Genomic DNA, 25,245 nt, shown 5'->3' on the forward strand with positions numbered 1-25,245 from the left:
GATATTACTAACCTAATCTTTGCCCTTTTCGCTTTTTACGCTTACGTTTGAACTCATTCAATGCACTTTGATCCATATCACCAGCAGGGTGATCAGTGCCGAGCAAACTCCCGATAAGATCGCCACCAGGTAAAGCCTGATGACCCACCTGCTGCCTACCTTGTTGTTGGCTTTGGATATCTGTTCCGCGCTGTACACGATACTTTTGATTTGGAATGCCAGATTGGTTGCCTGGCTGTCCATCAGCTCCAGCCGCCTGCTGGTGTCTGCTATCTTTTGCTCTGATCTGATCCTGTAGTTTTCCAGTGCTTTGCTGTATAGCCTTTCTATTTCCGGCAGTAACTTTTGTATCTGCGTCAATTCCAACTGCTGTTCCTCTTGTAGTGGATTCACCTGCTCTTGTTGATCGTTGCCAGTCTCTTGTCCTAACATTTGTCTGGTGAATTGCTGTGCGATCTCTTTCTTGTTCATAACTGATAGCATTTTTAATAGCTTGCCATTTATAAGCATTGCCTAAATGAGCACCTTTGAACTGCATTCCTTCATAGCCGTAGGATATACCGCTTACGAAGCCGGTGCTGGCCTGGTTAAATAATACGTTAACTCCCTTAGATTCCAGCACCTGAATAAATTGTGCTGCATCCGGCTTCCTACTGAGCACGTCTTTGATGATCTCCTGTAACTGCATTTTGGAGGACGGCACATTCGTTCGTTTCATCATTTCTAATTCATTCTTGGTCATTGCCCTTTCCTGCGCTTGCCGGCTCGATATTACTTCTGTCAAGCCATGCTGCTTTTCCAGCTTTCTAAGCACCTGCTCGCTGCGCAGATAGTCCTTGCTGTCTGAAACGACTGTGCCGTCGTAGCCAATACGATTGACAAGGATATGCAAGTGCGGATGATCGGCATCGTAATGCCGGAAGATGGCATACTGGTGCTGGTCAAATCCCATATTGTTCAAATATTCATTTGCAATAATGTTCATTTGTTCATCACCCAGGTTCTCGTTTGGCGGAAAGTTGAGCGAGGTATGATAGAAGTACTTTTGGAGGTTGGGTCTTAACATTCTGACCAAAGCCACTTCACGCATGATAGAATCCTCTTTGCCCGATGTAAAAGACATATCCAGGAACTTGGCCGCACCATGCTCAACCTTTTGCAGGTTGTAGCGTAATGCGCCCCTGAATCCTTTTCCTTTTACCTGATCCGCTGTCATTTCATTAAGCAGTTAAGTATATCCTTCTGGGTTTTGATCAAAGCGGTTAGAATGGTCACGAATGCTGGTGATAGTTTACCAGCATTGAGTTGCTTAACCGCCTGGTTCAGGTTAACGCCGATCTTATGCAGCTCCCGGTAAAGTGCAGCATTGATCGGTGAGAGCTTTATGGCAGGGAACCTGCCGGTAAAAGCTTTCTGCCTGATCCAGTTGGCTGGTGTCATTGCCGATGCCTGGGCATAGTTACAAACCATCTCGTTCTCTTCTTTTGTCAGCCGGATATTGACCTGAATGATTCTTTTATCCTCTTCCTGTAAAGCTGGTCTTCCCATGATCTTAGATTTTAAACGAAGTGCAAAATCTTGCTTAACTCCGAAGGAGCAAGCCGTTTAAGCGTAGCGAAAACATGGCTTGCTCCTCCTAAACGCTGAACACACTTCTATTTACTGAAACTGATACGCTTGCTCTTAACATCACCCTTTAAAACCTTCATGATGTCCTCGTAATTGTAATACAGGATACCGCCGATCTTAGTGAAGGGAATGGTGCCATTATCCCTGAGCGTTTGTAAAGTATTGCTGGAAATCTTGAGCAGGTTCTTGACCTGATAACTCTTTAGAAACTTCCTTGGTTCTTCATTTGAACCGCCGCTGATCAGCGCTTTCATTTGACTAAGCAGTCGTTCGCCGAACTCCTGCAAGTCTTCCTTCGTGATGATTTCTGCTGCCATAATTATTCATTTACTTATCTTAAAACTCAAACCTAAATTCTTGTCAGATGCCTTACAAGTACAACTTTTGTTGTACCCATTTTGTACCCCTGCAACAAAGTTGTACCCTTACTTTAAGAATAGCTGACAACCTGCACACACCTTGGGGGCTTTTTCGCTCTGCGTTTGTTTAAGTACAAAGGTGCTGACCTGATATAAATAAATATCACACCTCATGTACGAGGTAGGATGTTTTATACAAAAATGAGTTGAAGAAATTGGAATTTACTCCGAGTTTATCCTAGTCGGATATAACTCAGCGTTTCATCTGTGTAGGGGATGCAATGATTAATTAATGCATGTTTTTCAACAGTATGTACTTCGCAGCGTGTACACATGATTTTGAACTACATAAACCCAATAGCAAATCTCTGTAACGATTTGCGGTCAAGGACTTTCGAAAGCTTGCTGTAAACTAATATCACAAGCATAAAACTGGCTTGCTTTAAAGAAACTTACTTGGAGCGTCATTTTAAGGCGATAAAGAATCTCATAACTATATTATTTATCGAAGATTTGATATTTTTAATATTTTGTCTTATAAATCCGCGATCTCATTATTTTTATCAAATTTGATGCGCGATAACGAAATAAATGACTCAGGAACAAATTAAGCAATTAGAAAAAGAACTTTGGGACGCTGCCGACTCGCTACGTGCAAATAGCAAGTTGACTGCGGCTGAATATAAAGATCCCGTACTGGGATTAGTGTTGCTCCGGTTTGCACAGAACAAATACGAAGAAGCAAAACCTGTTGTAGAAGCTGCGATACCTAACGGACCAAGAGGCAAGCGGGCCGCTACAAAAGAAGATTACTTAGCAGTGGGGGCAATAATGCTGCCACAAGAAGCGCAATACGAATATCTTGCAGCATTGCCGGAGAGTAACAATATTGCTGAGGCCATAAATGGTGCAATGAAGCAGATTGAAGCGGAATATCCGGACCTTGAAGGAAATCTTCCCAAGAACTATCAGGAATTTGAAGCTGATTTGTTACGTGATCTGATCCGTGTATTTAATAAAGATGCGGTGAAGAAGGCAACCGGCGATGTATTTGGCCGTATCTATGAATACTTCTTGATGAAATTCTCAATGCAGGGTGCGGGTGCGCAGGAAGGTGGCGAGTTCTTCACACCGCCAAGTCTTGTACAACTAATCGTCAATTTCATTCGGCCCGATCACGGCATTATTCATGATCCTGCCTGCGGATCGGGTGGTATGTTTGTACAAACCGGGTACTTTATAAAAGATCATACGAATAAGAGCATAAACGAAGCTATTAAGTGCTACGGCACTGAGCAGAAAACTAACAATACCAAGCTTGCGAAGATCAACCTAGCCATACACGGTATCGAAGGGAAGATCATCGAGGCTAATAGCTTTTACAGCGACCCGCACCACCTGTTTGAAAAATGCGATTTTGTGATGGCCAATCCGCCGTTTAATGTAAACAAGGTGGATAAAGGACGCGAATTTGTAAAGGAAGACCAACGGCTGCCTTTTGGCTTGCCCAAGAGCGATAATGCGAATTATATGTGGATGCAATACTTTTACAGCTACCTGAACCCGACAGGGCGGGCCGGTTTTGTAATGGCTTCTTCTGCAACTGATGCTGGGCATAGTGAAAAGCTCATTCGGCATCAACTGATTGAAAGTGAAGTGGTAGATTGTATTGTTTCTGTTTCCAATAACTTTTTCTATACCCGCAGCCTGCCGTGTCACCTTTGGTTTTATGACAAGGGAAAGCGGCCAGAAAACAAGCGGAAAATATTAATGCTGGATGCCCGGAATGTGTACAGGAAAGTAAGCACCACTATTAATGATTTCAGCGAAGACCAGTTGGAAGGGCTAACGGCCATTATGCAACTGTACCGTGGCGAGATGCCGAGTGTGCGTGCAGACAACACTTGGTTTCATGAGCGCTTTCCAGATGGTAAATACCGTGACATTGAAGGTTTATGCAAGATTGTAACCGTTGAACAAGTAGCAGCTAATGACCATAGCCTTACACCTGGCCGTTATGTAGGTGTGCCTCTTGCCCAGGATGAGGATTTTGATTACCAGGCGCGCTTATTGAAAATACAGGAAGAGTTGGATGCTTTGAATGGAGAAGCAATAGCGTTAAGTAAGGTAATTGCTGGTAACTTAAAAGAGCTGATATGAGTGAGTGGAAAGAAGTTTTTGTCGCAGATCTAGGCAGAGTAATTACCGGCAATACACCACCGCGAAAGCACCCAGAATTGTACGGCAACCACACGATTTTTATCAAGCCAACGGATATTTCAGAAGAACAAAAGTATACTTATAACCCTGAAGAATGTTATTCCGAGTTAGGATTCAAGAAGTATAAAAATAGTCTGATTCCCAAAGGCGCTACCTGCGTGGTAACCATTGGAAGTATTGGCAAAAAAATGACCAAGGCCCATTCTGATTGTTTTGTAAACCAAGCTGTAAATGCTGTTGTTCCAAATGAATTCTATGATGAAGAGTTTGTTTATTACGTTTTAAAGTACAATCTAGAACAGCTTAAAAGCTTGGATTCCGGTACGGCATCTGGAAGAGAGAATGTATCGAAATCGTCATTCTCTAGTATTAAGTTAAAAGTTCCAGTTAATAAATCAATCCAAGTCAAAATTGGACAAATATTATCCGCTTACGATGATTTAATAGAAAATAACCAAAAGCGAATAAAGCTATATTGTGAGATTGCAAAGATACTCTTCAATAGGATTAATCACGAGGGTGACGATCTTATTGAATACGAAATGAAAGACATCGCTAGTTATCTGGGAAGAGGGGTTACACCTATTTACGAAGAGGGTAGCGGGATTTGGGCAATTAATCAGAAAGCTAATAAGGGTGTTTTTTTAGAAGAACAACATTTTAAAGAATATAAAGGCGGCAATTGGATTCCTGAAGAGAAATGGGCAAAAGATGGCGACTTACTCATAAATAGTTTAGGCGAAGGGACCATTGGAAGGTGTCATTTTTATAAAGGTCAGGACGACATTCATCCTATTGATCAGCACATTTCAATTTTCCGAGGACAGTCAAAGGAAATAGGACTTTATGTGTTTCAATTTCTCGACTCGGATGAAGGCCAAGCACTTTTGTATTCTTTAAAAAAAGGTGGGACGAATATGACAATGTTAAACATCAAGGATTTAAGGAACCTAAAAGTTTATTTGCCGAATAAGAATATTCTAAATAATCACTTTAATTCTGTTGAGCCACTATTTGCACAAAAAGCTAAATTAGAAAGTCAAAATCGTCGCCTCAAAGAAGCCCGCGATATTCTTTTACCTCTCTTGATGAATGGCACTATCAACGTAACAGTTGCAGAAACCAAACCAGCAGCAAAAATTATCCAGCTCGATACAGCAACGCAAAAGCAAGCAGCTCCGCAGTTCAAAGAAGCTATTTTAATATCAATGCTTACCGACCGGTTTGGCAATGAAAAATATCCGCTTGGCAGAATGCGCTATACCAAGCTTTCTTACTTATTTCATCGCCATGCCGATGATCAGATCAAAGATTACTTGCGTAAAGCGGCAGGGCCTTATAACCCTAAAACAAAATATGGTGGATCAGAAAAAATTGCACATGATAACGGTTATGTAATAGATAAAAAAAACGGGCAGCTTACAGGTTTCGTTGCTGGGCCAAATATCAAAGGAGCCAAGCCATACTTCGAAAAATATTGGAATATCGAATACCTTACATGGCTGGAAGAGCAGTTTAAATACAAATCGAATGACGACCTAGAACTTTTCGCTACCGTCGATAATTCTTTACTAGAACTGAATGAGAAAAATGAACCGTTTACAGTTGAAGCGGTGAAAAATGTTTTAAAGAAAGAGCCGGAATGGAACGCTAAACTTGAACGTGAGATTTTTAATGATGCAAATATTCAGCGAGCAATAACCTATCTGCCAACAATATTTCAGTATTAAAACTATCGATATATTTGAGAGGGTTCAGATCTTCTTCTAATTGTAAAGATGACAAATTAAAAGATACTCCTAAACCAAACGTAATGAGCTACGAATATTCTGAAGATGCCTTAATAGAATCTGCCACTCACGAAGTTTTAGAAGAACTTGGATGGACGGTGAAAACTGCCTGGAAAAAGGAAACCTTTGGGGACAACGGTTTATTGGGTCGCGAACATAAAGGCGAGGTAATCCTAAAGCGGAATTTGCTGGCTGCATTAAAAGAACTAAATAAAGGCCTGCCTGAATCTGCCTACCAGCAAGCCATCGAACAAATAGAGCAAAAGAGTGCAGATAAAACACTGGGCAGAATCAATAAAGAAAAGAGCAAGCTATTGAGAGACGGTGTGCCGGTTAGTTATACCAATAAGGTAGGCCAACTGGAAAAGCGCGATCTCCGTGTATTTGATTTTGAAAATTACAGCAACAACGATTTTTTGGCAATCCGGCAATTGGAAGTTGCAGGTGAACTATATAACCGCAGGCCGGATATTATAGGGTTTGTAAATGGCATACCATTAATATTCTTTGAGCTTAAAGCTCACCACACCGATTTGCGACATGCTTATACGGATAACTTAAATGATTATAAAGACACCATCCCTCACGTTTTTCATTGCAATGCTTTTGTGCTACTTAGTAATGGTACCGATGCCAAAGTAGGTACGATAACCAGTCCCTACCAATACTTCTTGGAATGGAAGAGAATCACGGAGGATGAAGAAGGCATTGTAAATTTGGATACTATATTACGTGGTACCTGCTCCAGAGACAACGTCATGGACATCTTCGAAAACTTCCTGCTGTTCGATGACAGCGGCGGCGACGTAGTGAAGATCATGGCGAAGAACCACCAATACATTGGCGTAAATAAAGTTATTGATAAAGCAAAAAGCATTGACGAGTTGAAAGGAAAGCTTGGGGTGTTCTGGCATACACAGGGCAGCGGTAAGAGCTACTCAATGGTGTTCATCTGTCAGAAGATACACCGTAAATTTGGTGGCTCTTATACTTTCCTGATTGTAGTGGATCGAAGTGAACTGGAGCGCCAACTATATGATACGTTTACAGGTGTAGGTGCAACAACGAGCAAAGAAGTTGTAGCTAAAAGCCGTGATCATTTACGCGAATTACTCAAAGAAAATCATCGTTATGTTTTCTCGCTAATTCATAAATTTTCGATCGACCCAAGGATTGAGACAGAATATCCGCTCATAACCGATCGTAAAAATATCATTGTTATTTCTGATGAAGCGCACCGTACTCAAGCAGGCACCTTTGCGCGCAATATGCGATTTTATGGAATTCCAAATGCCTCCTATCTTGGTTTTACAGGCACACCGATTATAAAAGATGAAGCAGAACTGACCAAGAACATATTTGGTGAGTACGTTTCTACTTATGATTTTAAGCGTGCCATTGAAGATGGTGCAACCCTTCCCTTGCGTTACCTAAATAGGGGCGAAAAGCTAACCATTGAAAATCCGGTATTAGATAATCGGATGGCGGCAGTACTGGAAAATGAAGATATCGATGATGATCAGAAACGTAAACTGGCTTATCTTTTTAAAAAGGAATACGCCATATTAACGGCCGAGCCAAGATTGGAAGATATTGCGAAAGATCTTGTTTGGCATTTTAATGAGCGTGGATATCAGGGAAAAGCGATGTTAGTCACACTGGACAAACCAACTGCTGTGCGTATGTATGATTTAATTATGAAGCACTGGCAGCTATACATTGCTAACCTTAAGGTAAGAATCACGAAAGCACCTGATATTGAAGAACAACAATATCTAAAACGGAAGTTGCAAAAGGTAGACAAAACAGAAGTCTGTGTTATCGTAAGTTCAGAGCAAAATGAAGTGGACAAATTCAGAAAGCTGAACCTTGAAATAGCTCCCCATAGAAAGAAAATTGTTGAGCGTGATCTTGAAAAAGAATTTAAAGACGAAGACAACCCTTTTAGGCTAGCTATAGTTTGTGCGATGTGGATTACTGGTTTTGATGCACCTTGTATATCAACCGTTTATTTGGATAAACCAATCAACGGCCATACATTAATGCAAACCATTGCGAGGGCTAACAGAGTTTATGATGACGAAAAAGAAAACGGGTTAATTGTTGATTATGGCAATGTTTATGAGCAATTAGAGAAAGCCTACTCAGTCTATGGTGAAGGTGACAAAGGTAGCACCAAAGTAAAAAACGAAGCAAAAGAACGACCGTTTGAATTGTTGGCCTCCATGGCTGAAGAATTAGGCGAAACGATTAAGCAGCTGCGCGGATACTTGCATGAACTTGGATTTGAGTTGGGCGTACTTAGTGATGGCACACCTAAGCCTATGGAGAAAATTGCAAACATAAAAAAAGCAATGGATTGCATTTGCTTGAACGAAGCTTCGCGCTCAAAATTTGAGGTTATGGCGCGTGAGGTGTTTAGAAAATATCACGCTTTATATCCCGAAGTAGAGGTTAAGCCATTTATTCGCGAGTTTAACGCTATTGATGCTATTTATGGTCAGCTTAACCAACAAACAAAGGCTGCCGACGTCACTTCCATAATGATGGAATTGCAGCAATTGGTAAATGAAAGTGTCGCGGTTGTAATACCTAACCGAGTAGAAGAAAGCGACGGTGTATATATCGATTTAGCTAAACTAGACTTTGATAAACTAAAAGCTGCATTTGCTAAAGTGCCGAGAAAAAATGCACTCGTTTACGATTTGCAGAAAGCGATTGAAAAAAAGCTGGAGCAAATGATGAAAGAAAATCCATTGCGGCTGGAGTTCTACGATCGATATAAGGAAATTATCGAAGGTTATAACAAGGGAAAGAATCTTGCTGATACCAAAATAGCTTTTGACAAGCTGATGGCCTACCTAGCAAGTCTTACCGCAGAAGATGCGAGAGCCTTCCGGGAAAATTTGGACCAAGAATCATTAGCTATTTTTGATTTATTAAGAACAGGCAAAGACTTGAATAAAAAGGAAACGCAGGAAGTAAAAGTGATAGCTGTTAAAATGCTTAATACCCTGAAGGCAGAAAAGCTGCGCATTGATAGATGGCGTGAAAGTGGCCAACTAAAAGCGCAAGTTAAAACGTTTATCTATGATTCATTGCAGTGGTTACCGCAAACCGTTTACACAGATCCTGATGTGCACTCTAAGTCTATGAGTGTTTATCAACATATATATACAACTTATCCTGACGGTAACTTAGGATCGGTGTACAGCTCTTAGTAGATGGCAATGCTTTAGTTAAACGTTTTTGAATTTACTTCACAAATGGAATTAAGGGTCAAAGCCTTTTTTAGCCCAATGCAACTGTTGACACGCTACGTTCGAGCATACGCGGATATAATCTAAGTTGATAAATACTGTAAAGTTAATTTGCGTTTAGTTGCAGAGGTGTGCAATCATTATTGATCTAATCCTCTTTATAACTATACCATGCGATAAGCTCATTTAGTTGTTTGACCAACCGATAGACAAATGTCACTGGGTTCGAAGAAATTGGTGCTTTGCTGCCATGATGCTTCTGCAATGCTACTGCTCGTTTCATTGCTGCTGCCTGGTCGCCTAAGTCTGCAATTTTTTTTAATATGGAGGCATTTCCGTGCTTATATTCAAATCCCTCATGTCCATTAATTGAACCGATTTTTTTTTGTAACCGCTCGTAGATTTCCTTTCTTGGTAAGGCAGTATTAGGATCAACTTCTTCCAAATGCAACAAAAGCCATAACTCAAACACTTCGTTACTATATGCGAGTTTAAATTGTTCGGCTTCCGCCAATGAAAATGCTTGTTCGAACCTTTTTATCTTAGTATCATTTTGATCTGCATCATCTTTATCAAATACGACCCAAACTTCATCTACCGTTTTACGTGATTCCAATGCGAGATCATCTCTTTCTTTGACGGCGCGTTGAACGACACCAAGAGGATCAAGCCCAGTACCGATTTCTAATAAATAGATGGTTTCATCAGGGATTTGTTGTTTAAACGCGCGAAAATAGGCCGGCTCCGTATTTTCATCTTCACAAATTATAAGGAAGCGGTAAAGATATTTCCGGTGTCTAACCGGCCGGCTTAACTCATCCTTGGAGTCTCTACCTTTAACGACACCTCTACTTGCCATGGTCGGACCCTTTGCGATGAGGTTTAAATTCGCCTACAGAGGTTAGCATAGGAATTGCACCATAACGCCCCTCGATATATCTTTTCTCTTTATCCGAATCTACACGTTCTTTCTCACCCATATAAGTAAAGTCAGATAGCGAATAAATCTCGGTTGACTCCCAATTATTTTTTTCTGCAAAATAGATCTGATCTCGGCGGAGCTTGGCATATGTCAGTAGATTGGTATCATGTGTAGCAAAGACGAGTTGGGCGTTATGGGGATTGGTTTCTTTGTTTAAAAAAAGGTCAATGGTATCCAGCGTTATCAACGGATGCATTTTCGCCTCAATCTCATCTATAAATAAACTACCTCCGGTACTTAGTGCGTAAACAATTGGACCACCCATCTGAAATGCTTTGATTGAGCCACTTGATTCACGTTCCATCATGCTCCAGCTCAATTGGCCATTAAGTGGTCTCCCATCTACATCATAATGTTTATGAATCGAATAGATTTCATAAGTTACTTTACCACCGCCGGTTTCTTCTTTTATTACGTCGAAATTAACGGGCCCCAACTTTAAGCGAACCAGATAGTCATTAATCTGTTGCTGGAATCCTCCGTCAATAAATAATCGTTCTGTACCATGTTGCTCCGTTTTCAAGCCATCAATATGTAATGAGCGAAACAGCCACTCGAAAATATATTTAGCCTCGTCGACATTAAACATATCACAAGTTGAAAGGAATAATGCGTTATGCTTAGTAGCATCGATTGCATGGCTAATTAGTCTGGTTTTCGCTCGTAATCCTGAACTCGGCTGAATAATATCGCCTTCCCGCTCAAATAAAGCGACCTCACGACCAACCGCCTTTCGGAATAACCATTCCTTTAATACAGTTGCCTCGTTATATTCAAAACCATAGCGATAACGTTCACCTTCGATGGAAAAGGTCATTTCGAAGCTGGTCGGTTTTTCGCTCCAAGTTTCCCGCAATAAAAATGGATCATACTTCAACGTCGATATTGACTGAGAGTGCGCCGAATGACGGATAATTTGCTTAAACAACTTAATTGCAGAAAGGATGTTACTTTTGCCACTACCGTTTGCTCCGTATATCGCCACAACATTAAGTGACTGATTTTTACCATCGTCTATAATATTGTCTAGATAATCACGCTGTTTGGGCGCAGGCACTAAGCTCAATATTTGTTCTTCACCAATAGAGCGATAATTACAAACTTTAAATTCTATGAACATAGGCGCTGCTGAGATTTTTCTACGAAATTAAGCAACTTCGGACTAAAATTCAAATAAAGAATTTTCAATTTAAAAATACTTAAGCATTCATATAGGAATTACTTGTGACTTCAATTGAATGTTTCTTGTTGCTCACCCGTCTATTAACCGTCCGAATTAGGCGCTGCTAACTGTGAAACACGCATCTCATCAGGAGTTACTTTGAGTGGCAACTCAAGTACCCAGCAATAATAGACAAATTTCAGCTTCTGTTTTACAGCCCAATCTACCTCGATATGAATTTAGGCCTACCCTAGGATGCCAAGGTATTTTTCACACCTGATGCGAATTCTCGTAATTAATGCTGGATGCCATAGTTTAGTTAAAACTCGATTTTAAGCCATTATAACCTAAAGTTGAGCACCGCTTTCGTAGTTTGGATAAGACAAGCCTGGCAGATAGCGCTTTACTTGCAAATAATTTTACTTAGAAGTCAAATTAAGGTATAAGAAGATCCGCAATATATTTTCACCAGCAATATGAGATGATCTAAATTGATTTGAGCGGGACTTTAGCGAGGCCACTTTTCGAAATCCCTGACATTAAAGCGATAGGGACTAAAAATAGTCAAAGTACATATCTTCACCGATTAACTACGAACCTACTTTATATTTCGACTAAAGCTATCAAGTAAGATATTCCAACAATAATTCATTTACGTATTTTGCGAAATTAACTTAAAAGAGGGCTTGAAAACAAGCGAATGCTTTTGCTTAACAAGAATTAAATGTGTATCTTTAATTATGAAAGAGGTAGTTACCTAAGTGAACACCTGCTTTGATTTGTTTTAAATAGCACGTTGATAATAAGGAATTTACAAGGATAGGTTATCGTCCTGCCATCCCGACCGACAGCGATACCAATAAGTATCAAAACCCTGTAAATTCTTGATTTACAGGGTTTTTTGCTTTATGGCATTTTCCCAAAAACGTCAATTTATATCAAATATCCGCAGTTTGTGCTTCACCTATCCGAACACTTGTTTTTAAATTCTAAATTTGAGGTGTTCGGATGTGGCTTAAAGTACTGTAATTCAGTATGTTACAACCGTCCAAAATTGCGTGTTTTTGACCGGTTTTGAGCCATTTTGAACCCACTTTTGAGCCTGTTTTTTATAGGTAAATAATCAAAAGTAATCACATAAAATCAAATGGTATGAAAAGTACAAACAGTTTTGGACTGCACTTTAACTTAAGAACGGAGAAATGCAGGGATGGGAAGGCTCCAATATATGTAGCTATAACGGTAAATGGCAGAAAAATATTTGTTGCCACTAAGCGGTATATTAGTGTTAAATGTTGGGACAGCGCTAAAGGAATGGGAAAGAATAATACGTCTGAAGGAAAAGAGATAAATACTTATTTGGACAATATCAGGCAGTCGATTAGGGAATGCTATCAAGACTTTCTGGTTCAGCGAAAGACAATCACCGCGGAAATAATTAAGGCTGCATTTCTAAAAACAGGTGACGACGAGCATACGATTACTGACATTGCGGAATATCACAATGAAATATCTGTGGGTGTTCTTGCTGCCGGTACCATGAAAAATTATTATACAACGCAAAGGTATCTTTCCGAATTTACCCTCAAGAAGTACAAAAGAAAAGCATTTTTTCTTTCTGAATTAAATTACAAGTTTATACAGGACTTCGAAAATTTTCTTCGTAACCATCAACCGCTTGATCATCAAAAACCACTAACAAATAATGGCATTATGAAGCACCTTGAGCGGCTAAAAAAGATGATCAACCTGGCTTATCGTTTGGAATGGATCGTAAAGGACCCCTTCGAAAAGTTCTCGCTAAAATACAAGAAAGTGGAAAAGGAATTTTTGACGGCTAAAGAGTTAAGCAGGCTAGAAGAAAAAGAGCTCGACTTACCTCGCTTAAGTGTTGTTCGCGACATATTTGTGTTTTGCTGCTATACAGGTCTTGCTTTTGTTGATGTTATGAACCTTAGACCGGTGAATATATGCACCGGAACAGACGGTGAACTTTGGATTAAAACCTTCAGGCAAAAAACGACAACGGCAGTAAATGTACCGTTGTTGTCACAGGCTAAAAGTTTAATGGAAAAGTATCGAGGCAATATCAGAGCACAGGCAGGAACTGGAACGTGCTAAACTTGCCTATCTAAACCAGACGGAGGCTGCATTGAAAGAAAAAAACAAAACACGGTCTGATAGCTATGTTAACGAGTATGTACAGTATTTTCTGCATGGTACGGCATCGCCGGGTATTGATTTTGAACATACGCTGGTTAAGGGTGCTCTTTCAAAAATAACCCTTGATGAACTGAATGCCTATATAAAGGGAATTATTAAAGATGCCGGCCGCGACATACTTATTACCGCGCCAGATAAAGACAAAGCATCCTTGCCAACTGAGGATGTTTTTATGGGTTGGATAAAATCTGTAGAAAAAGAAAATTTAACAGCATATCACGAAGAAGCTAACAGCTTAAGCCTGTTAAGCAAAGCACCGGTTGCCGGAAAGATCATCAAAACACAGCACGATAAAAAGCTTAATATAATAACGATTACATTAAGCAACGGCATTAAGGTATTATTAAACCCCACCGATTTCAGGAACGATGAGATATTGTTTACCGGCGTATCGGCAGGTGGTACTTCGCTGTACAGCGATGCCGAATATCGCTCGGCTGATGCGGCTAACATGATCCCGTCTTTTGGCGCTGGTAATTACAACAACGCACAGTTGTCTAAATATTTGTCGGGTAAACAGCTCAGCGTTCGCCCGTCTATAGGCGAAAGACAACAGGTTATAAACGGCGGCAGCACGGTAAGCGATCTGGAACCGGCATTGCAACTGATGTATGCTCACCTTACCCAACCCCGTAAAGACACGGCCTTGTTTAAAGGCGTTATAGCGCGTTCAAAGGCGGCCCTCGTTAACAGAATGAATGACCCGACAAGCGTATTTAACGATACAGTTAATGCCGTATTGAGCAATCACAACATCCGTAGAGCCTCGCAAACGGTAGCTACCTTGAATAAAATAAACCTTGATAGAGCATTCAATATTTATAAAGAACGTTTTGCTGATGCTTCGGGCTTCACTTTCGTGTTTACAGGCAGCATAGATACAACAGCCATAAAGCCACTGCTGGAGAAATATATAGCCAGCCTGCCTGCAAAGAACAGGAAAGAAGAGGCTAAAGATCTGCATATCAATATCCCGGAAGGACAAATAAGCAAAACCGTGTATAAAGGAACGGAAGCCAAGGCTAACGTGATCCTGGTATTCTCCGGTTTGTTTGACTACAGCTTTGCTAACAATGTCAAAATGGATGCTTTAAAAGAAAACATTCAGCTAAGACTTATAGAACGGTTGCGTGAGCAGGAGGGCGGGGTTTATTCACCCAGCATACGTGCTTCAACAAGTAAAATTCCGCAGGGCAGGTTCAGTTTAACGGTTTCATTTGGCTGCGCTCCGCAAAACGTAGAGAAACTGATAGCATCTACCCTTGATGAGGTGAAAAAAGTTAGAACCAACGGGCCGGAGCAGGTTAACTTAGATAAGTTTAAAGCGGAAACGCAGCGTTCAATTGAGTTGCAGCTAAAATCTAATAGCTTCTGGCAGAATTATATTGTAAGCCAAGTCCAGAATAAAGAACCGCTTAATGTTATAAATGAGTATAGCCAATATGTCGACAGGGTAACTGCTGCTGATGTTAAAGAAATGGCAAACAAATATCTCAATGGTAAAAACTTTATACGTATGGTACTGCTGCCTGAAAAAAGCAAATAGCCAGTAATACCAAATGCCTTTTTGTTCTTTATAATAGTTAATTTCTAATTTGAGCGTCCGCCTTGAAAAAGCGGACGCTTTTCTTTTAATTCAGAATTCAATAAATCCTTTCTTGCACTTAAACTTGGACTTGTTAAGGCTCAAAAAAGAAGAACCCAAGAAATGGCTGAAAAGTTACCTGGTGGAAACCTTTTAAAGATATCGCCCAATACATTGCAAAAGCTTCGTTTGGATGGAACGTTGTCGTACACCAAAATAGGAGAGGGATATTCTAATACAGCCAGGAGGATATTATGAAATTATTGGACAGTAAAAAGAAAACAGTCATCCGCTAGTTTGCCATTTTATTTTTTCCTCCGTGGGATTTACCTCCACATGTCATCATATTAAAACCATCAGAAAGAAAGAGATCATTCCAACAACCTGTAAATAAGAACGATCATAAACCTGTTTAACCTCAGCGGTAACATCCTGATTTTTTTTGAAACGTTTGTAAATATCGCCCAGAAGCGTTGAGCCAATAAAAAAAACAATGGTTAAAAAACTGTAGCTCAGCAAATAATAGTCAACTACATCAATGATGAGTCTCAATTTAGACGCAGGCTCGGTACCGGCAGTAGCAGCAAATGGCGTAATGTGGTTTTGATCGGAACCAATTTTTGCATAAAAAGTAACCGTGCGTGATTTATTGATACGGTTAGTTGGATATAAAAGTCTAGCCAGGGTAAATCCGGCATAGTCCCTTGTGGTATCTGAACCGTTTCTGATCAACGCAGGTCCGCCGTGGTGATATTTTTTTATATAATAACCCTTAACCAAACCGGAAGGCCCTGAAGAATCCGTGTATACGTCGTGAATCGTGAGTGGTTCAACTTCTTGCAGGATCAGAACCACACGTGAGGCTATAAATAGCCATACGATTCCCCAAATTACGAAAAAAGTGTAATAAAACGTCTTAAAACTTATATTCATAGGATAATATGCGAACGGCAGCTAAATCTCAACGTTCTTATAGGAACAATGAACCTCGCATATTGTTGGTTAGCTTAAACAAGCGCTTGAGGTAGACCAGATTACAGTGCAATAAAACTTGTGGAATTCAAGAGCAAGGTTTATTCGCATAATAGCTTCTGTCATGACAAGCAATGCTTAAGAGTTTATTTTTAAGTACTTGATTGATGGTGGTTAAGCTTTGTAAGCACTAACATTACCGCAAGGGAACAGGCAATAAATACCAGGTAGCTATAGCTCAGGTGCGCCATATCTTTAGCTGGTATAGCCGCAACAACCAAATAGGTAAGGAGCGAGAGGATCACATATACCAGTCCACCGGTTAGCCCGCCGGACATGCCTGCATTTTTTGGAAAACGTCCCAGGCAATAAGCAAAGTAATTATTATAGGTAAATCCAGCGCCAACATGAATCAGAAAGGCAAAAAATACCATAATATAGAGGTTAGATAAGAAATAACTGCTAAGTATCATCAAAACCACCACGATGAGTTGCAATACAACATTAACCAGTAATTTGCTAAAAAAGGGCCGGTTGATTAATGCCCGCCCGATAAAGCCACCCGCCATCCACGCTAATCCAAGGATGAGCGAACAATACCCGGCTATAACAGGCGTAAGCTCAAAATGATGTTCAATGATAAACGGACCGGTCATGTTATACATAATGACCATTGAATAGGCGAAGCATAACATGAGGATACCCAGGCTAAAAGTAGTGGTTCTGATCATCTCTACATAGAGGCCGGCAATAGTTTTCAGGTTGAATTCGGTACGATGACGGATTGTCTCATCACTGTAAAAATACTCCAGAACCGCGATTACAGCTGCCAGGCCGGCCAAAAAATAAAAGTTTGATTGCCAGCCAAAATAATGCTGAAAATATCCGCCCAGGAATGGCGCTACAATAGGGCCGGCCGACCATATTATGGTGAACATGCTGAGGTAATGCTGGAGGCGCGCACCTTCGTAAACGTCTACAAAATAAGCGCGTTTCGCGATCACAATAATGGCTACCGTGATACCCTGCACAATACGCATAGCATAGATGACATATATATTAGGAATAACGGCGATAAGGACGCTGGAAATTATGAAGACCAGTATTGAGATAAAGCTCATTTTATAACGCCCGTAAGCGTCTAATACACTTCCCAAAAATAGTTGTGAAACTCCGTAACTGACCAAAAATAACGTAAGCGTGAATTGCACCTGCAAACTGGTGGCATGTAATTCAATGCCCATGCTGGGCAGCGAGGGAATGTATATATCGGTAGCGAAACCGGATAGAGGTAATAAAGCAAATGCCAGTATAGTGGGTATTCGCTGATCTTTTGATTTGGAAGCAGGTAGCATGACGCAGCAAAAGTACACATCTGCGCTACGCTGATTGTTAGATTAAAGTAAGAATGCAGGTTCAGCTAACATTGCAGATTGTTAATTCAATTTATAGGTAGCTAACTAAACAGAGGTTGAAGCAGCGTGATTAATTTTAGATGGGGTATGCCGTTTCGCTTTTGATCTCAGACATTACAAAGAAACTTTGAACTGTAGCAATGTTAGGTAAGGTGGAAAGTTTGTGTCGGTAAAATTCATGGTAGCTTTCCATATCTTCGGTGGCCACACGTAAAATAAAGTCAAATGTTCCCGTCATTTGATAACATTCCATCACTTCAGGAAATTTAGAAACCTCTTTCTCAAAGGCGGCCAGAGTTTCGAATGCATGACCATTGAGCAGAACGTGACTAAAGGCGATCAAATTTTTATTGATCTTTTTGCGATCTAACAGCGCAACAGTTTTTCTGATATAACCTTCTTTTTTAAGCCGCTTCACCCGTTCGTGAACGGTTGCAAGTGATTTGCGCAGATCGAATGCGAGTTCCTTTGTAGTGACATCAGAATTGCTCTGCAAAATGCGCATAATATCATAGTCGGTCTTATCTGGTTTGAACATGCTGAAATTTATGGTTAAGCGCTAATTTACTAATTAAAAATCAAAAAAAATTATAACTTTTTTGATAAAAACCATAAAATTTATGGAATAATAAAGAGTTTATTGTTGCTTTTTTTTGAAATGCAGAAATTTGACATAAAATAGCAATATGGAGTTAATGGTATCAAAATCAATCACCGCAAAGTTTGAGCATTTATTTCATCTTGTGGGTAATACACCGCTTCTTAAACTTAATTATCGGTTTAAAGGGAAGAATGGCAGCATATACGTGAAATGCGAAAATTATAATCTTACCGGCAGCATAAAAGATCGGATGGCGCTTTATATGATGTATAGGGCATACGAGTTGGGCCAAATCCAGCCGACAGATACCATTATAGAAGCAACATCTGGAAACACGGGTATTGCTTTCTCTGCAATCGGTACATCATTGGGGCATAAGGTTAAAATTATTATGCCTGATTGGTTGAGTAAAGAAAGAATGGATATTATCAAATCGCTTGGCGCTGAGATAATGTTGGTAAGTAAAGAAGAAGGCGGCTTTTTAGGCAGCATAAGTTTGAGCGAAAAACTTGCTTTGAATGGCGGCGTATTTCTTCCGCGTCAGTTCGAAAACATTTATAATGCGGAAGCTCATGAGCGAACAACCGCTCCTGAGATCTGGCAACAACTGGCAGCACAAAATCTCAAGCCTGATGCGTTTGTGGCGGGTGTGGGTACAGGGGGAACCGTTATGGGCGTGAAAAACTATTTTAAGGCGAAAGATAAATCTATTTTGGTATGTCCGCTTGAGCCGGCCGAATCGCCGACGTTGACAACAGGATATAAGGTTGGCAGTCATCGCATACAAGGCATTTCTGATGAATTTATACCGGCAATTGTAAAATTGAACGAGTTGGATCCGGTCATCCAGGCGCAAGACGGTGATGCCATCATTATGGCGCAGAAATTATCCCGCGAACTGGGTTTAGCAGTGGGTATATCTTCGGGTGCCAACGTAATTGGAGCTATCAAAATGGCAAATGAGCTGGGGCCGGATGCCAACGTAGTTACATTGCTTTGTGATAGCAATAAAAAATATTTAAGTACTGACTTAATGCGGGATGAACCCGCTAAAGAAGGTTATGTTTCTACTGACATCAGTTTCACAAATTACCAGTCATTTAGCAGGCTTAAGCAATTTGAGTGGCCCTCTTAATGCGGTGAACCTTTAAATTTACGTATTCAAAACTTCTGCCAGCAACCTGTAAGATTTTAAACGGGCTGACTGATCAAAAATATGCGTTGTAGCCATTAATTCCTGTATGCCCGTTTGGGCAATAAAATTACCCAGGCGGTATTGCAAAGTAGCTTTACTACCAAAGAAGGAGTAGGTGAGCATTTGCATGGCTGCTTCCTGCTCGGCAACGCTCCAGATGCCATCCATACTGTCAACAGGCGGTGGCAGTAACTGGCGGCGGCCGGTGATAATGCCTTTAAATAATTGTTTCAGCGACGTGGCTAAATATTCCGCTTCGGCATCTGTATCTGCAGCCACTACATTTACACAAGCAATAACGTAAGGCTCTGCCAAATGTCTGGATGGCTTAAAGTTCTTGCGATAGAGTTCTATCGCCTGCAAAAAATAAGCAGGTGCGAAGTGGCTGGCAAATGCATACGGCAAACCCTGTGCCGCTGCCAATCGTGCACTATCCAAACTTGAACCTAATATCCAGATCGGTATATCCAATCCCTCACCGGGAACGGCGCTCACACCATTTGGATGATCGCCGGCAAAATAATGTTGCAGGGAGGCCACATCCTCCGGAAAGTGAAATGCGGCACCCATATTCTCACCGCGTATGGCATACGCGGTGGTTTGGTCACTGCCTGGCGCACGCCCTAAACCTAAGTCTATGCGGCCCGGATAAAGACTTTCCAGTGTGCCGAACTGTTCAGCCACTACCAACGGCGAATGGTTAGGCAACATAATGCCACCGGAACCAACACGAATTGTGGATGTTTTTCCGGCGATATGACCAATCAGCAAACTGGTGGCCGAACTGGCCACATTGATCATGTTATGATGCTCGGCAAACCAATAGCGGGTGTAACCAAGCTTTTCAGCCTGTTGCGCATTAGCCACGCTGCTTTTAAACGAGTCGACAATGGTATATCCTTCAATAACCGTTGCCAGGTCAAGTACCGAATACTTAATGTTAGCCATATTGCAAAATTAGCGTCTTAGGCCTGAGTAACTGTCAAGCTAATTTCCTATTATAGCAATAGGCTCATTGAGTATAACTCACAAAACTCTAACGCGGTCTTGCTTTGGTTTGTAGTTTTTTTCCTCGTGGCTGTTAGTTAGTAAAAGATTAATTAAAGCTGGCGCGAAATTCCAACGGGGATAGTTGGGTTTTATTTTTGAAAAGCTTATTGAATGATTGCGGATGCTCAAACCCTAAGCGATACGCTACCTGGCTCACCGGCAGGGTAGTGGTGCTCAATAATTCCTTAGCTTTTTCAATGAGTCGCGCCTGAATGTGCTGTTGGGCCGTTTGTCCAGTCAGGTTGCGCAGCATATCGCTCAAATAGTCTGGAGATAGGTTAAGTTCTGCCGCTATAGCCTGTACCGAAGGTAAGCCTTTGTGCTGTTCAAAATATCCATTCAGCAGGTTTTCCATACGGATAAGCAATTCATCATTAACCACTTTACGGGTAATGAACTGCCGGGCATAGAAACGACTGCAATATTGCAGCAGTAATTCGATCTGCGTGATCATAACATCGCGACTAAACCCATCTATTGCGCTCTGGTATTCCTGCTCAATATTGTTAAAGATGCCTTCTATCACTGCTTCCTCACTTTCTGAAAGGTGTAGTGCCTCATGCAGTTCATAAGAAAAAAAATGAAAGCTCTTTATCCTCGCCGCGAGGGCGGTACCGGCAATAAAGTCCGGGTGAAACATCAATGTCATGCCGCCCGGTGGTTTGGAGCCCGAATTGAGTTTCATCAACAACTGGTTGGGTGATATAAAAGCCATCATCCCTTCATCGAAATCGTAATGCCGCTGCCCGTATTTCAACTTGCCATCATAATCCTTTTTAATTGATATACAATAAAAGTTGAGTGTAAAGTGTTGCAGATCAATCAGACGGCTATAATCCGTATGTTCATGTGTGAACACACTGATTAAGGGGTGTTTAGGTTTGGACAGACCGAGCAGCCGGTGCTGCTCGGATATAGAGTTGATCAAATACGGCTCTTTCACACATTAAATTTACAAGGTTTTCATGTCTATCACAAACCTGTATTTAACATCACCCTTTTGCATACGATCATACGCCATATGAATATCTTTGATGTCAATCAGTTCGATCTCTGAAACAATATTGTGTTCTGCACAGAAATCCAGCATTTCTTGTGTCTCCGGCAAACCACCCGCGCCAGATCCTGCAATAGTTTTGTTACCTACAGCCAAAGAAAACGATGAAACTTCCCAGGGCTTAGACGGCAATCCAACGTTAATATAAACTCCGTTAGTTTTCAGTGTATTAAGATAAGGGTTGATATCGGTACTGCTTGCTACCGTATCCAGCACAAAATCAAAATGCTTAAAAACGTTTTTCATTTGTTCTTCGTCTCTGGAGATCACAAAATGATCTGCACCCAGTTCCCTCGCAGCCACTTCTTTATTAGGCGATGTGCTGATTACCGTCACCTCCGCGCCGAAGGCCTTGCCAAACTTCACACCCATATGGCCGAGGCCACCTAAGCCCACCACGGCTAATTTGTGTCCGGTACCCACATTGAATTTCTTAAGTGGTGAGTAAGTTGTGATGCCTGCGCATAATAGTGGTGCTACCGCCGCCAGATCCAGTTTTTCGGAGATGCGATGTACAAAGTCTTCATTCACCACAATTGAATCCGAATAGCCGCCGTAAGCCGGTTTGCCTTCATGATCAAGATTGTTGTAGGTCTGTACCGGAGCCACGGTACAAAATTGCTCTTGTCCGTTTTTGCAGTCCTCACATTCCCGGCAAGCGTCAACCATCACACCCACGCCACCCAAATTGCCTACACTAAACTTTTTCACGTGTGCACCAACTGCACTGATCCGGCCCACAATTTCATGGCCCGGTACCATGGGGAATATCCCCGGGAACCATTCGTTTCTTGTGAGGTGAATGTCGGTATGGCAAACACCGCAATACAGAATTTCTATCTGCACATCATGCGCCCCTATATCACGCCTTTCAAAATGCCATGGCGCCAACGGGCTCTCCGCTGTTTGCGCCGCATATCCTTTTGCTGTTATCATAGTTCAAAAGTATCTTGCAACTACCAAACCAAATGCGCTCAATCCGGGAACTGTGTAGCCGTTTTGTATTATTTAACGAGAAGAGATTTACTTAATGTTAAATACATCGCTCAGTGCGCGTTTTGCGGCGTGGTATCCGCACATGCCATGTACGCCGCCACCCGGAGGGGTTGATGATGAGCAGATATAAATTCCCTTAGCAGAAGTTTTGTAGGGAGACCAACGCAACACCGGCCTGGTAAACAACTGACCGATATCTATTACCCCACCGTTAATGTCGCCACCTATGTAATTAGCATTGTACTCCTGCATTTGCGCGGTATTAAAAGTGTGGCGTGCCAATATTCGTTCGCGAAAGCTGGGCGCGAAGCGCTCTATCTGTCGCTCTATAATATCCGTCATGTCTTTTTTAGAGCCGTTAGGTACATGACAGTAGGCCCAGGCGGTGTGTTTCCCTTCGGGCGCACGGGTTGCATCAATGAGGCTTTGTTGGGCGAATAATACGTATGGATTTTCGGAGTGCTTGCCTGCCGATGATGACTTCTCCGAAGCTGCGATCTCGGCCAATGTGCCACCCAAATGAACGGTTCCGGCCAGTTTACATTCATTAGCAGTGAAAGGGGTTGGCCCGTCAAGCGCCCAATCAACTTTAAAAACGCCGTCGCCGTAACGGTAACGCTCCAACTGCCATTTATAAATGGAAGAAAATTTATGACCTGCTATCTCTAAAATTTGTTTTGGCGTAACGTCAAATAGCAATGCGTGCGCTGAGGGTAATTGACTTAACGATTTTACATAAGTGTCAAGCTGAACTGTTCCGCCTAAGTGTTTGAAATAAGCTGTGAGCGCCTCAGCAATTTGCTGTGAACCTCCCTTGGGTATAACCCATCCGCCCAAATGAGCATTGGCCATCAGCACAAGCCCGATAGCTGAAGTAGCAATATTTGATAAAGGCTGTATGGAGTGAGCCGCCATGCCGGCAAACAACGCTCTGGCTTTCTCTGTTTTAAACTGTTTGGCAAGCAAAGTTGCAGGCTGTAATGCATTAATACCAAACGCAGCCAGCCTTAGCGGGTGTTTGGGGAAACTAAGCGGCCCCAAGGTATCTGCATCTATATAAGGCCATTGGTTTACTGCACCACCAATAAGATCAAGGTAAATTTGTTTGTCTTCACCGAGCTGCGATGCGGTTTTTTCAATATCAGCGTATACGGCTGCGGCAAGGCCACCGTCTAAAGGATGAGCTGCTTCAATTGCGGGGCGTAAATATTCCAATCCATATTGTTTCAACGGCAGTGTTCTGAAAAAAGGAGACGCAGCTGCAAGAGGGTGAACGGCTGAACATACATCGTGCTTAAAGCCGGGAAGCGTCAATTCTGCTGTGCGCATTCCGCCACCCGTTGCGCTCTTAGCTTCAATTACCAGCACGCGTAACCCTTTTTGCTGCATTAATATGCCAGCTGCCAGACCGTTAGGGCCTGAACCGATAACTATTGCATCGAAATCTCTCTTTTCAAGCGGCATCTTTAAACTAACTGATTTAAAATTAATATGTTATGCTAAAACAGCAAATAAGCTATTACAAGGGTAACTATTATATTAAACGTTTGGGCAGTTAAAAATGCATAAATAGGTTTTTTGTTGCCACTATGGAACAGGTCTTTAAAATTAGTTTCCAGCCCTATACTTGTAAACGCCAATGCAAACCATAAACCCTGCAGGTTTTTTAACGGCCCTTTCACTTCGGCGGCCGTCTCAGGCGATAAGGCAAACGAGAACAGCAGTGATGCTGCAATAAACCCGATAACAAATTTCGGAAACCTTTCCCAGATCACAGCCAGCGTTGGCTTAGTGCCCTTGTCCTGGGCGTTTGGATGTTTGGTATATGTCCAGTAAACAGAAATGGCAAATGCGGCAACACCCAATAAAACGTTTTGAGAAAACTTAACAATGGTACTTATTTTCAACGCGGCATCGCCTACTAAACTGCCCGATGCTACCACTGCGCCAGTGGTATCTATGCTTCCGCCAAGCCAAGCCCCGGTTACTTCCTGCGAAAGCCCCATTGCTTTTGCGGCGTAAGGCATTAACACCATCATAGGCACAGCTGTGATAAGCACCAATGATATAACCAGAGATAGTTTTTTTGAATCGCCTTTTATGGCACCTGATGTTGCAATAGCTGCCGATACCCCGCAGATAGATACCGCGCTTGACAACATCATGGCCAGCTCATCGTCTATCTTCAGCTTTTTACATACCCAATAGGAAAAATACCATACAGAAACTACCACCGCCAGCGCCTGTATTAAACCCAGTGATCCGGCTTTAAGGATATCGCCAAAAATGATGGTAGTACCTAAGAGTACTAAACCAATTTTTACAAAAAATTCAGAAGTAAGCGCTTCCCTGAACCAGGTTGGCAGGGTAAACACGTTTCCGATAAATAAACCGATCAGCAAGCTAAAAATAACCGCCTCCAGATTATAGTTTTTTACCGTGCTATTGCCAGCTATTATTAGTGCCAGTATGGTAAGCAGGTAAACTACCGGAAATACAGTAGCTACGTCTTTGATAGGTTTGCCTAACAGTACCACGCCGATAAGGGCAATGGCGAATACATAAATAAATTGTGCTCCAATATTTGCCAGATTGGAGGTGTTAAGCACTTTTCCGGTAAGTTCATTACTTGTTGTCCAACTAAACTCAGGGGTTGATAAAACGAGCCCTGCTAATGAAAGGCCAATAATACCAAATCCCAATAACACGATCACCCAATCTTCGGGCAGTAAACTTTTTGACATTTTAT

Annotated in this window: 19 protein-coding genes; 6 read left to right on the plus strand and 13 right to left on the minus strand. The window is 41.6% G+C overall.

From position 1 onward, the window contains the following. Positions 1 to 7: 7 nt before the first annotated feature. From CLV57_RS08245 to CLV57_RS08255, 3 genes are all read right to left on the minus strand, one after another. Positions 8 to 1,216, minus strand: a complete 1,209-nt coding sequence (locus CLV57_RS08245) for a relaxase/mobilization nuclease domain-containing protein (protein ID WP_100340830.1) — start codon at positions 1,214 to 1,216, stop codon at positions 8 to 10. After that, positions 1,213 to 1,548: a plasmid mobilization protein gene (locus tag CLV57_RS08250; RefSeq protein ID WP_100340831.1), complete on the minus strand. Its 336-nt coding sequence runs from the start codon at positions 1,546 to 1,548 to the stop codon at positions 1,213 to 1,215. The genes CLV57_RS08245 and CLV57_RS08250 overlap by 4 nt, the downstream gene beginning before the upstream one ends. 107 nt (positions 1,549 to 1,655) lie before the next feature. Continuing rightward, the gene (locus CLV57_RS08255; RefSeq protein WP_100340832.1) at positions 1,656 to 1,946 is read right to left on the minus strand and encodes a helix-turn-helix domain-containing protein; all 291 of its coding nucleotides are present in this window, start codon (positions 1,944 to 1,946) and stop codon (positions 1,656 to 1,658) included. Positions 1,947 to 2,579: 633 nt separating this feature from the next. Between CLV57_RS08255 and CLV57_RS08260 the strand changes: the two genes are divergently transcribed. From CLV57_RS08260 to CLV57_RS08270, 3 genes are all read left to right on the plus strand, one after another. Then, positions 2,580 to 4,148, plus strand: coding sequence for a class I SAM-dependent DNA methyltransferase (locus CLV57_RS08260; RefSeq protein WP_100340833.1), 1,569 nt, complete (start codon positions 2,580 to 2,582; stop codon positions 4,146 to 4,148). Next, the gene (locus CLV57_RS08265) at positions 4,145 to 5,938 is read left to right on the plus strand and encodes a restriction endonuclease subunit S (protein ID WP_100340834.1); all 1,794 of its coding nucleotides are present in this window, start codon (positions 4,145 to 4,147) and stop codon (positions 5,936 to 5,938) included. The genes CLV57_RS08260 and CLV57_RS08265 overlap by 4 nt, the downstream gene beginning before the upstream one ends. Positions 5,939 to 6,021: 83 nt before the next feature. Next, the gene (locus CLV57_RS08270; RefSeq protein ID WP_100340835.1) at positions 6,022 to 9,219 is read left to right on the plus strand and encodes a type I restriction endonuclease subunit R; all 3,198 of its coding nucleotides are present in this window, start codon (positions 6,022 to 6,024) and stop codon (positions 9,217 to 9,219) included. Positions 9,220 to 9,406: 187 nt separating this feature from the next. Here CLV57_RS08270 and CLV57_RS08275 read toward each other — a convergent pair whose 3' ends face one another. Next, positions 9,407 to 10,117 carry an RloB family protein gene (locus tag CLV57_RS08275; protein ID WP_100340836.1) on the minus strand — a complete coding sequence of 237 codons (711 nt, stop codon included), beginning with the start codon at positions 10,115 to 10,117 and terminating at the stop codon, positions 9,407 to 9,409. Further along, a complete protein-coding gene (locus CLV57_RS08280) occupies positions 10,107 to 11,360 on the minus strand; it encodes an AAA family ATPase (RefSeq protein WP_100340837.1) in 1,254 nt (417 codons plus the stop codon). The genes CLV57_RS08275 and CLV57_RS08280 overlap by 11 nt, the downstream gene beginning before the upstream one ends. A gap of 1,194 nt (positions 11,361 to 12,554) precedes the next feature. Between CLV57_RS08280 and CLV57_RS08285 the strand changes: the two genes are divergently transcribed. Then, entirely contained in the window at positions 12,555 to 13,523 is a 969-nt protein-coding gene (locus CLV57_RS08285) for a site-specific integrase (protein WP_100340838.1), read from the plus strand. 31 nt (positions 13,524 to 13,554) lie between these two features. Then, a complete protein-coding gene (locus CLV57_RS08290) occupies positions 13,555 to 15,171 on the plus strand; it encodes a M16 family metallopeptidase (protein ID WP_100340839.1) in 1,617 nt (538 codons plus the stop codon). Positions 15,172 to 15,552: 381 nt separating this feature from the next. On the opposite strand, the gene CLV57_RS08295 is transcribed toward CLV57_RS08290, so the two are convergent. From CLV57_RS08295 to CLV57_RS08305, 3 genes are all read right to left on the minus strand, one after another. Beyond that, the gene (locus tag CLV57_RS08295; RefSeq protein ID WP_100340840.1) at positions 15,553 to 16,143 is read right to left on the minus strand and encodes a hypothetical protein; all 591 of its coding nucleotides are present in this window, start codon (positions 16,141 to 16,143) and stop codon (positions 15,553 to 15,555) included. 191 nt (positions 16,144 to 16,334) lie between these two features. Further along, positions 16,335 to 17,537, minus strand: coding sequence for an MFS transporter (locus tag CLV57_RS08300; protein WP_100340841.1), 1,203 nt, complete (start codon positions 17,535 to 17,537; stop codon positions 16,335 to 16,337). Between the two features lie 136 nt (positions 17,538 to 17,673). Beyond that, positions 17,674 to 18,135: an Lrp/AsnC family transcriptional regulator gene (locus CLV57_RS08305; RefSeq protein ID WP_100340842.1), complete on the minus strand. Its 462-nt coding sequence runs from the start codon at positions 18,133 to 18,135 to the stop codon at positions 17,674 to 17,676. A 148-nt stretch (positions 18,136 to 18,283) separates the two neighbouring features. Between CLV57_RS08305 and CLV57_RS08310 the strand changes: the two genes are divergently transcribed. Then, positions 18,284 to 19,333 carry a PLP-dependent cysteine synthase family protein gene (locus CLV57_RS08310; protein ID WP_100340843.1) on the plus strand — a complete coding sequence of 350 codons (1,050 nt, stop codon included), beginning with the start codon at positions 18,284 to 18,286 and terminating at the stop codon, positions 19,331 to 19,333. Positions 19,334 to 19,351: 18 nt separating this feature from the next. Here CLV57_RS08310 and CLV57_RS08315 read toward each other — a convergent pair whose 3' ends face one another. The 5 genes from CLV57_RS08315 to CLV57_RS08335 form a co-directional block, all read right to left on the minus strand. Then, a complete protein-coding gene (locus CLV57_RS08315) occupies positions 19,352 to 20,341 on the minus strand; it encodes an LLM class flavin-dependent oxidoreductase (RefSeq protein ID WP_100340844.1) in 990 nt (329 codons plus the stop codon). Between the two features lie 148 nt (positions 20,342 to 20,489). After that, positions 20,490 to 21,386: a helix-turn-helix domain-containing protein gene (locus CLV57_RS08320; RefSeq protein ID WP_100340845.1), complete on the minus strand. Its 897-nt coding sequence runs from the start codon at positions 21,384 to 21,386 to the stop codon at positions 20,490 to 20,492. Positions 21,387 to 21,395: 9 nt separating this feature from the next. Continuing rightward, positions 21,396 to 22,436 (minus strand): NAD(P)-dependent alcohol dehydrogenase, encoded by a 1,041-nt coding sequence (locus tag CLV57_RS08325; RefSeq protein ID WP_100340846.1) that lies wholly within the window; start codon positions 22,434 to 22,436, stop codon positions 21,396 to 21,398. A gap of 87 nt (positions 22,437 to 22,523) precedes the next feature. Further along, a complete protein-coding gene (locus CLV57_RS08330; RefSeq protein ID WP_100340847.1) occupies positions 22,524 to 23,960 on the minus strand; it encodes a phytoene desaturase family protein in 1,437 nt (478 codons plus the stop codon). Between the two features lie 35 nt (positions 23,961 to 23,995). After that, a complete protein-coding gene (locus CLV57_RS08335) occupies positions 23,996 to 25,240 on the minus strand; it encodes a YeiH family protein (protein WP_100340848.1) in 1,245 nt (414 codons plus the stop codon). Positions 25,241 to 25,245: the final 5 nt, after the last annotated feature.

The organism is Mucilaginibacter auburnensis (assembly GCF_002797815.1).
In the GTDB taxonomy this organism is placed as follows: domain Bacteria; phylum Bacteroidota; class Bacteroidia; order Sphingobacteriales; family Sphingobacteriaceae; genus Mucilaginibacter; species Mucilaginibacter auburnensis.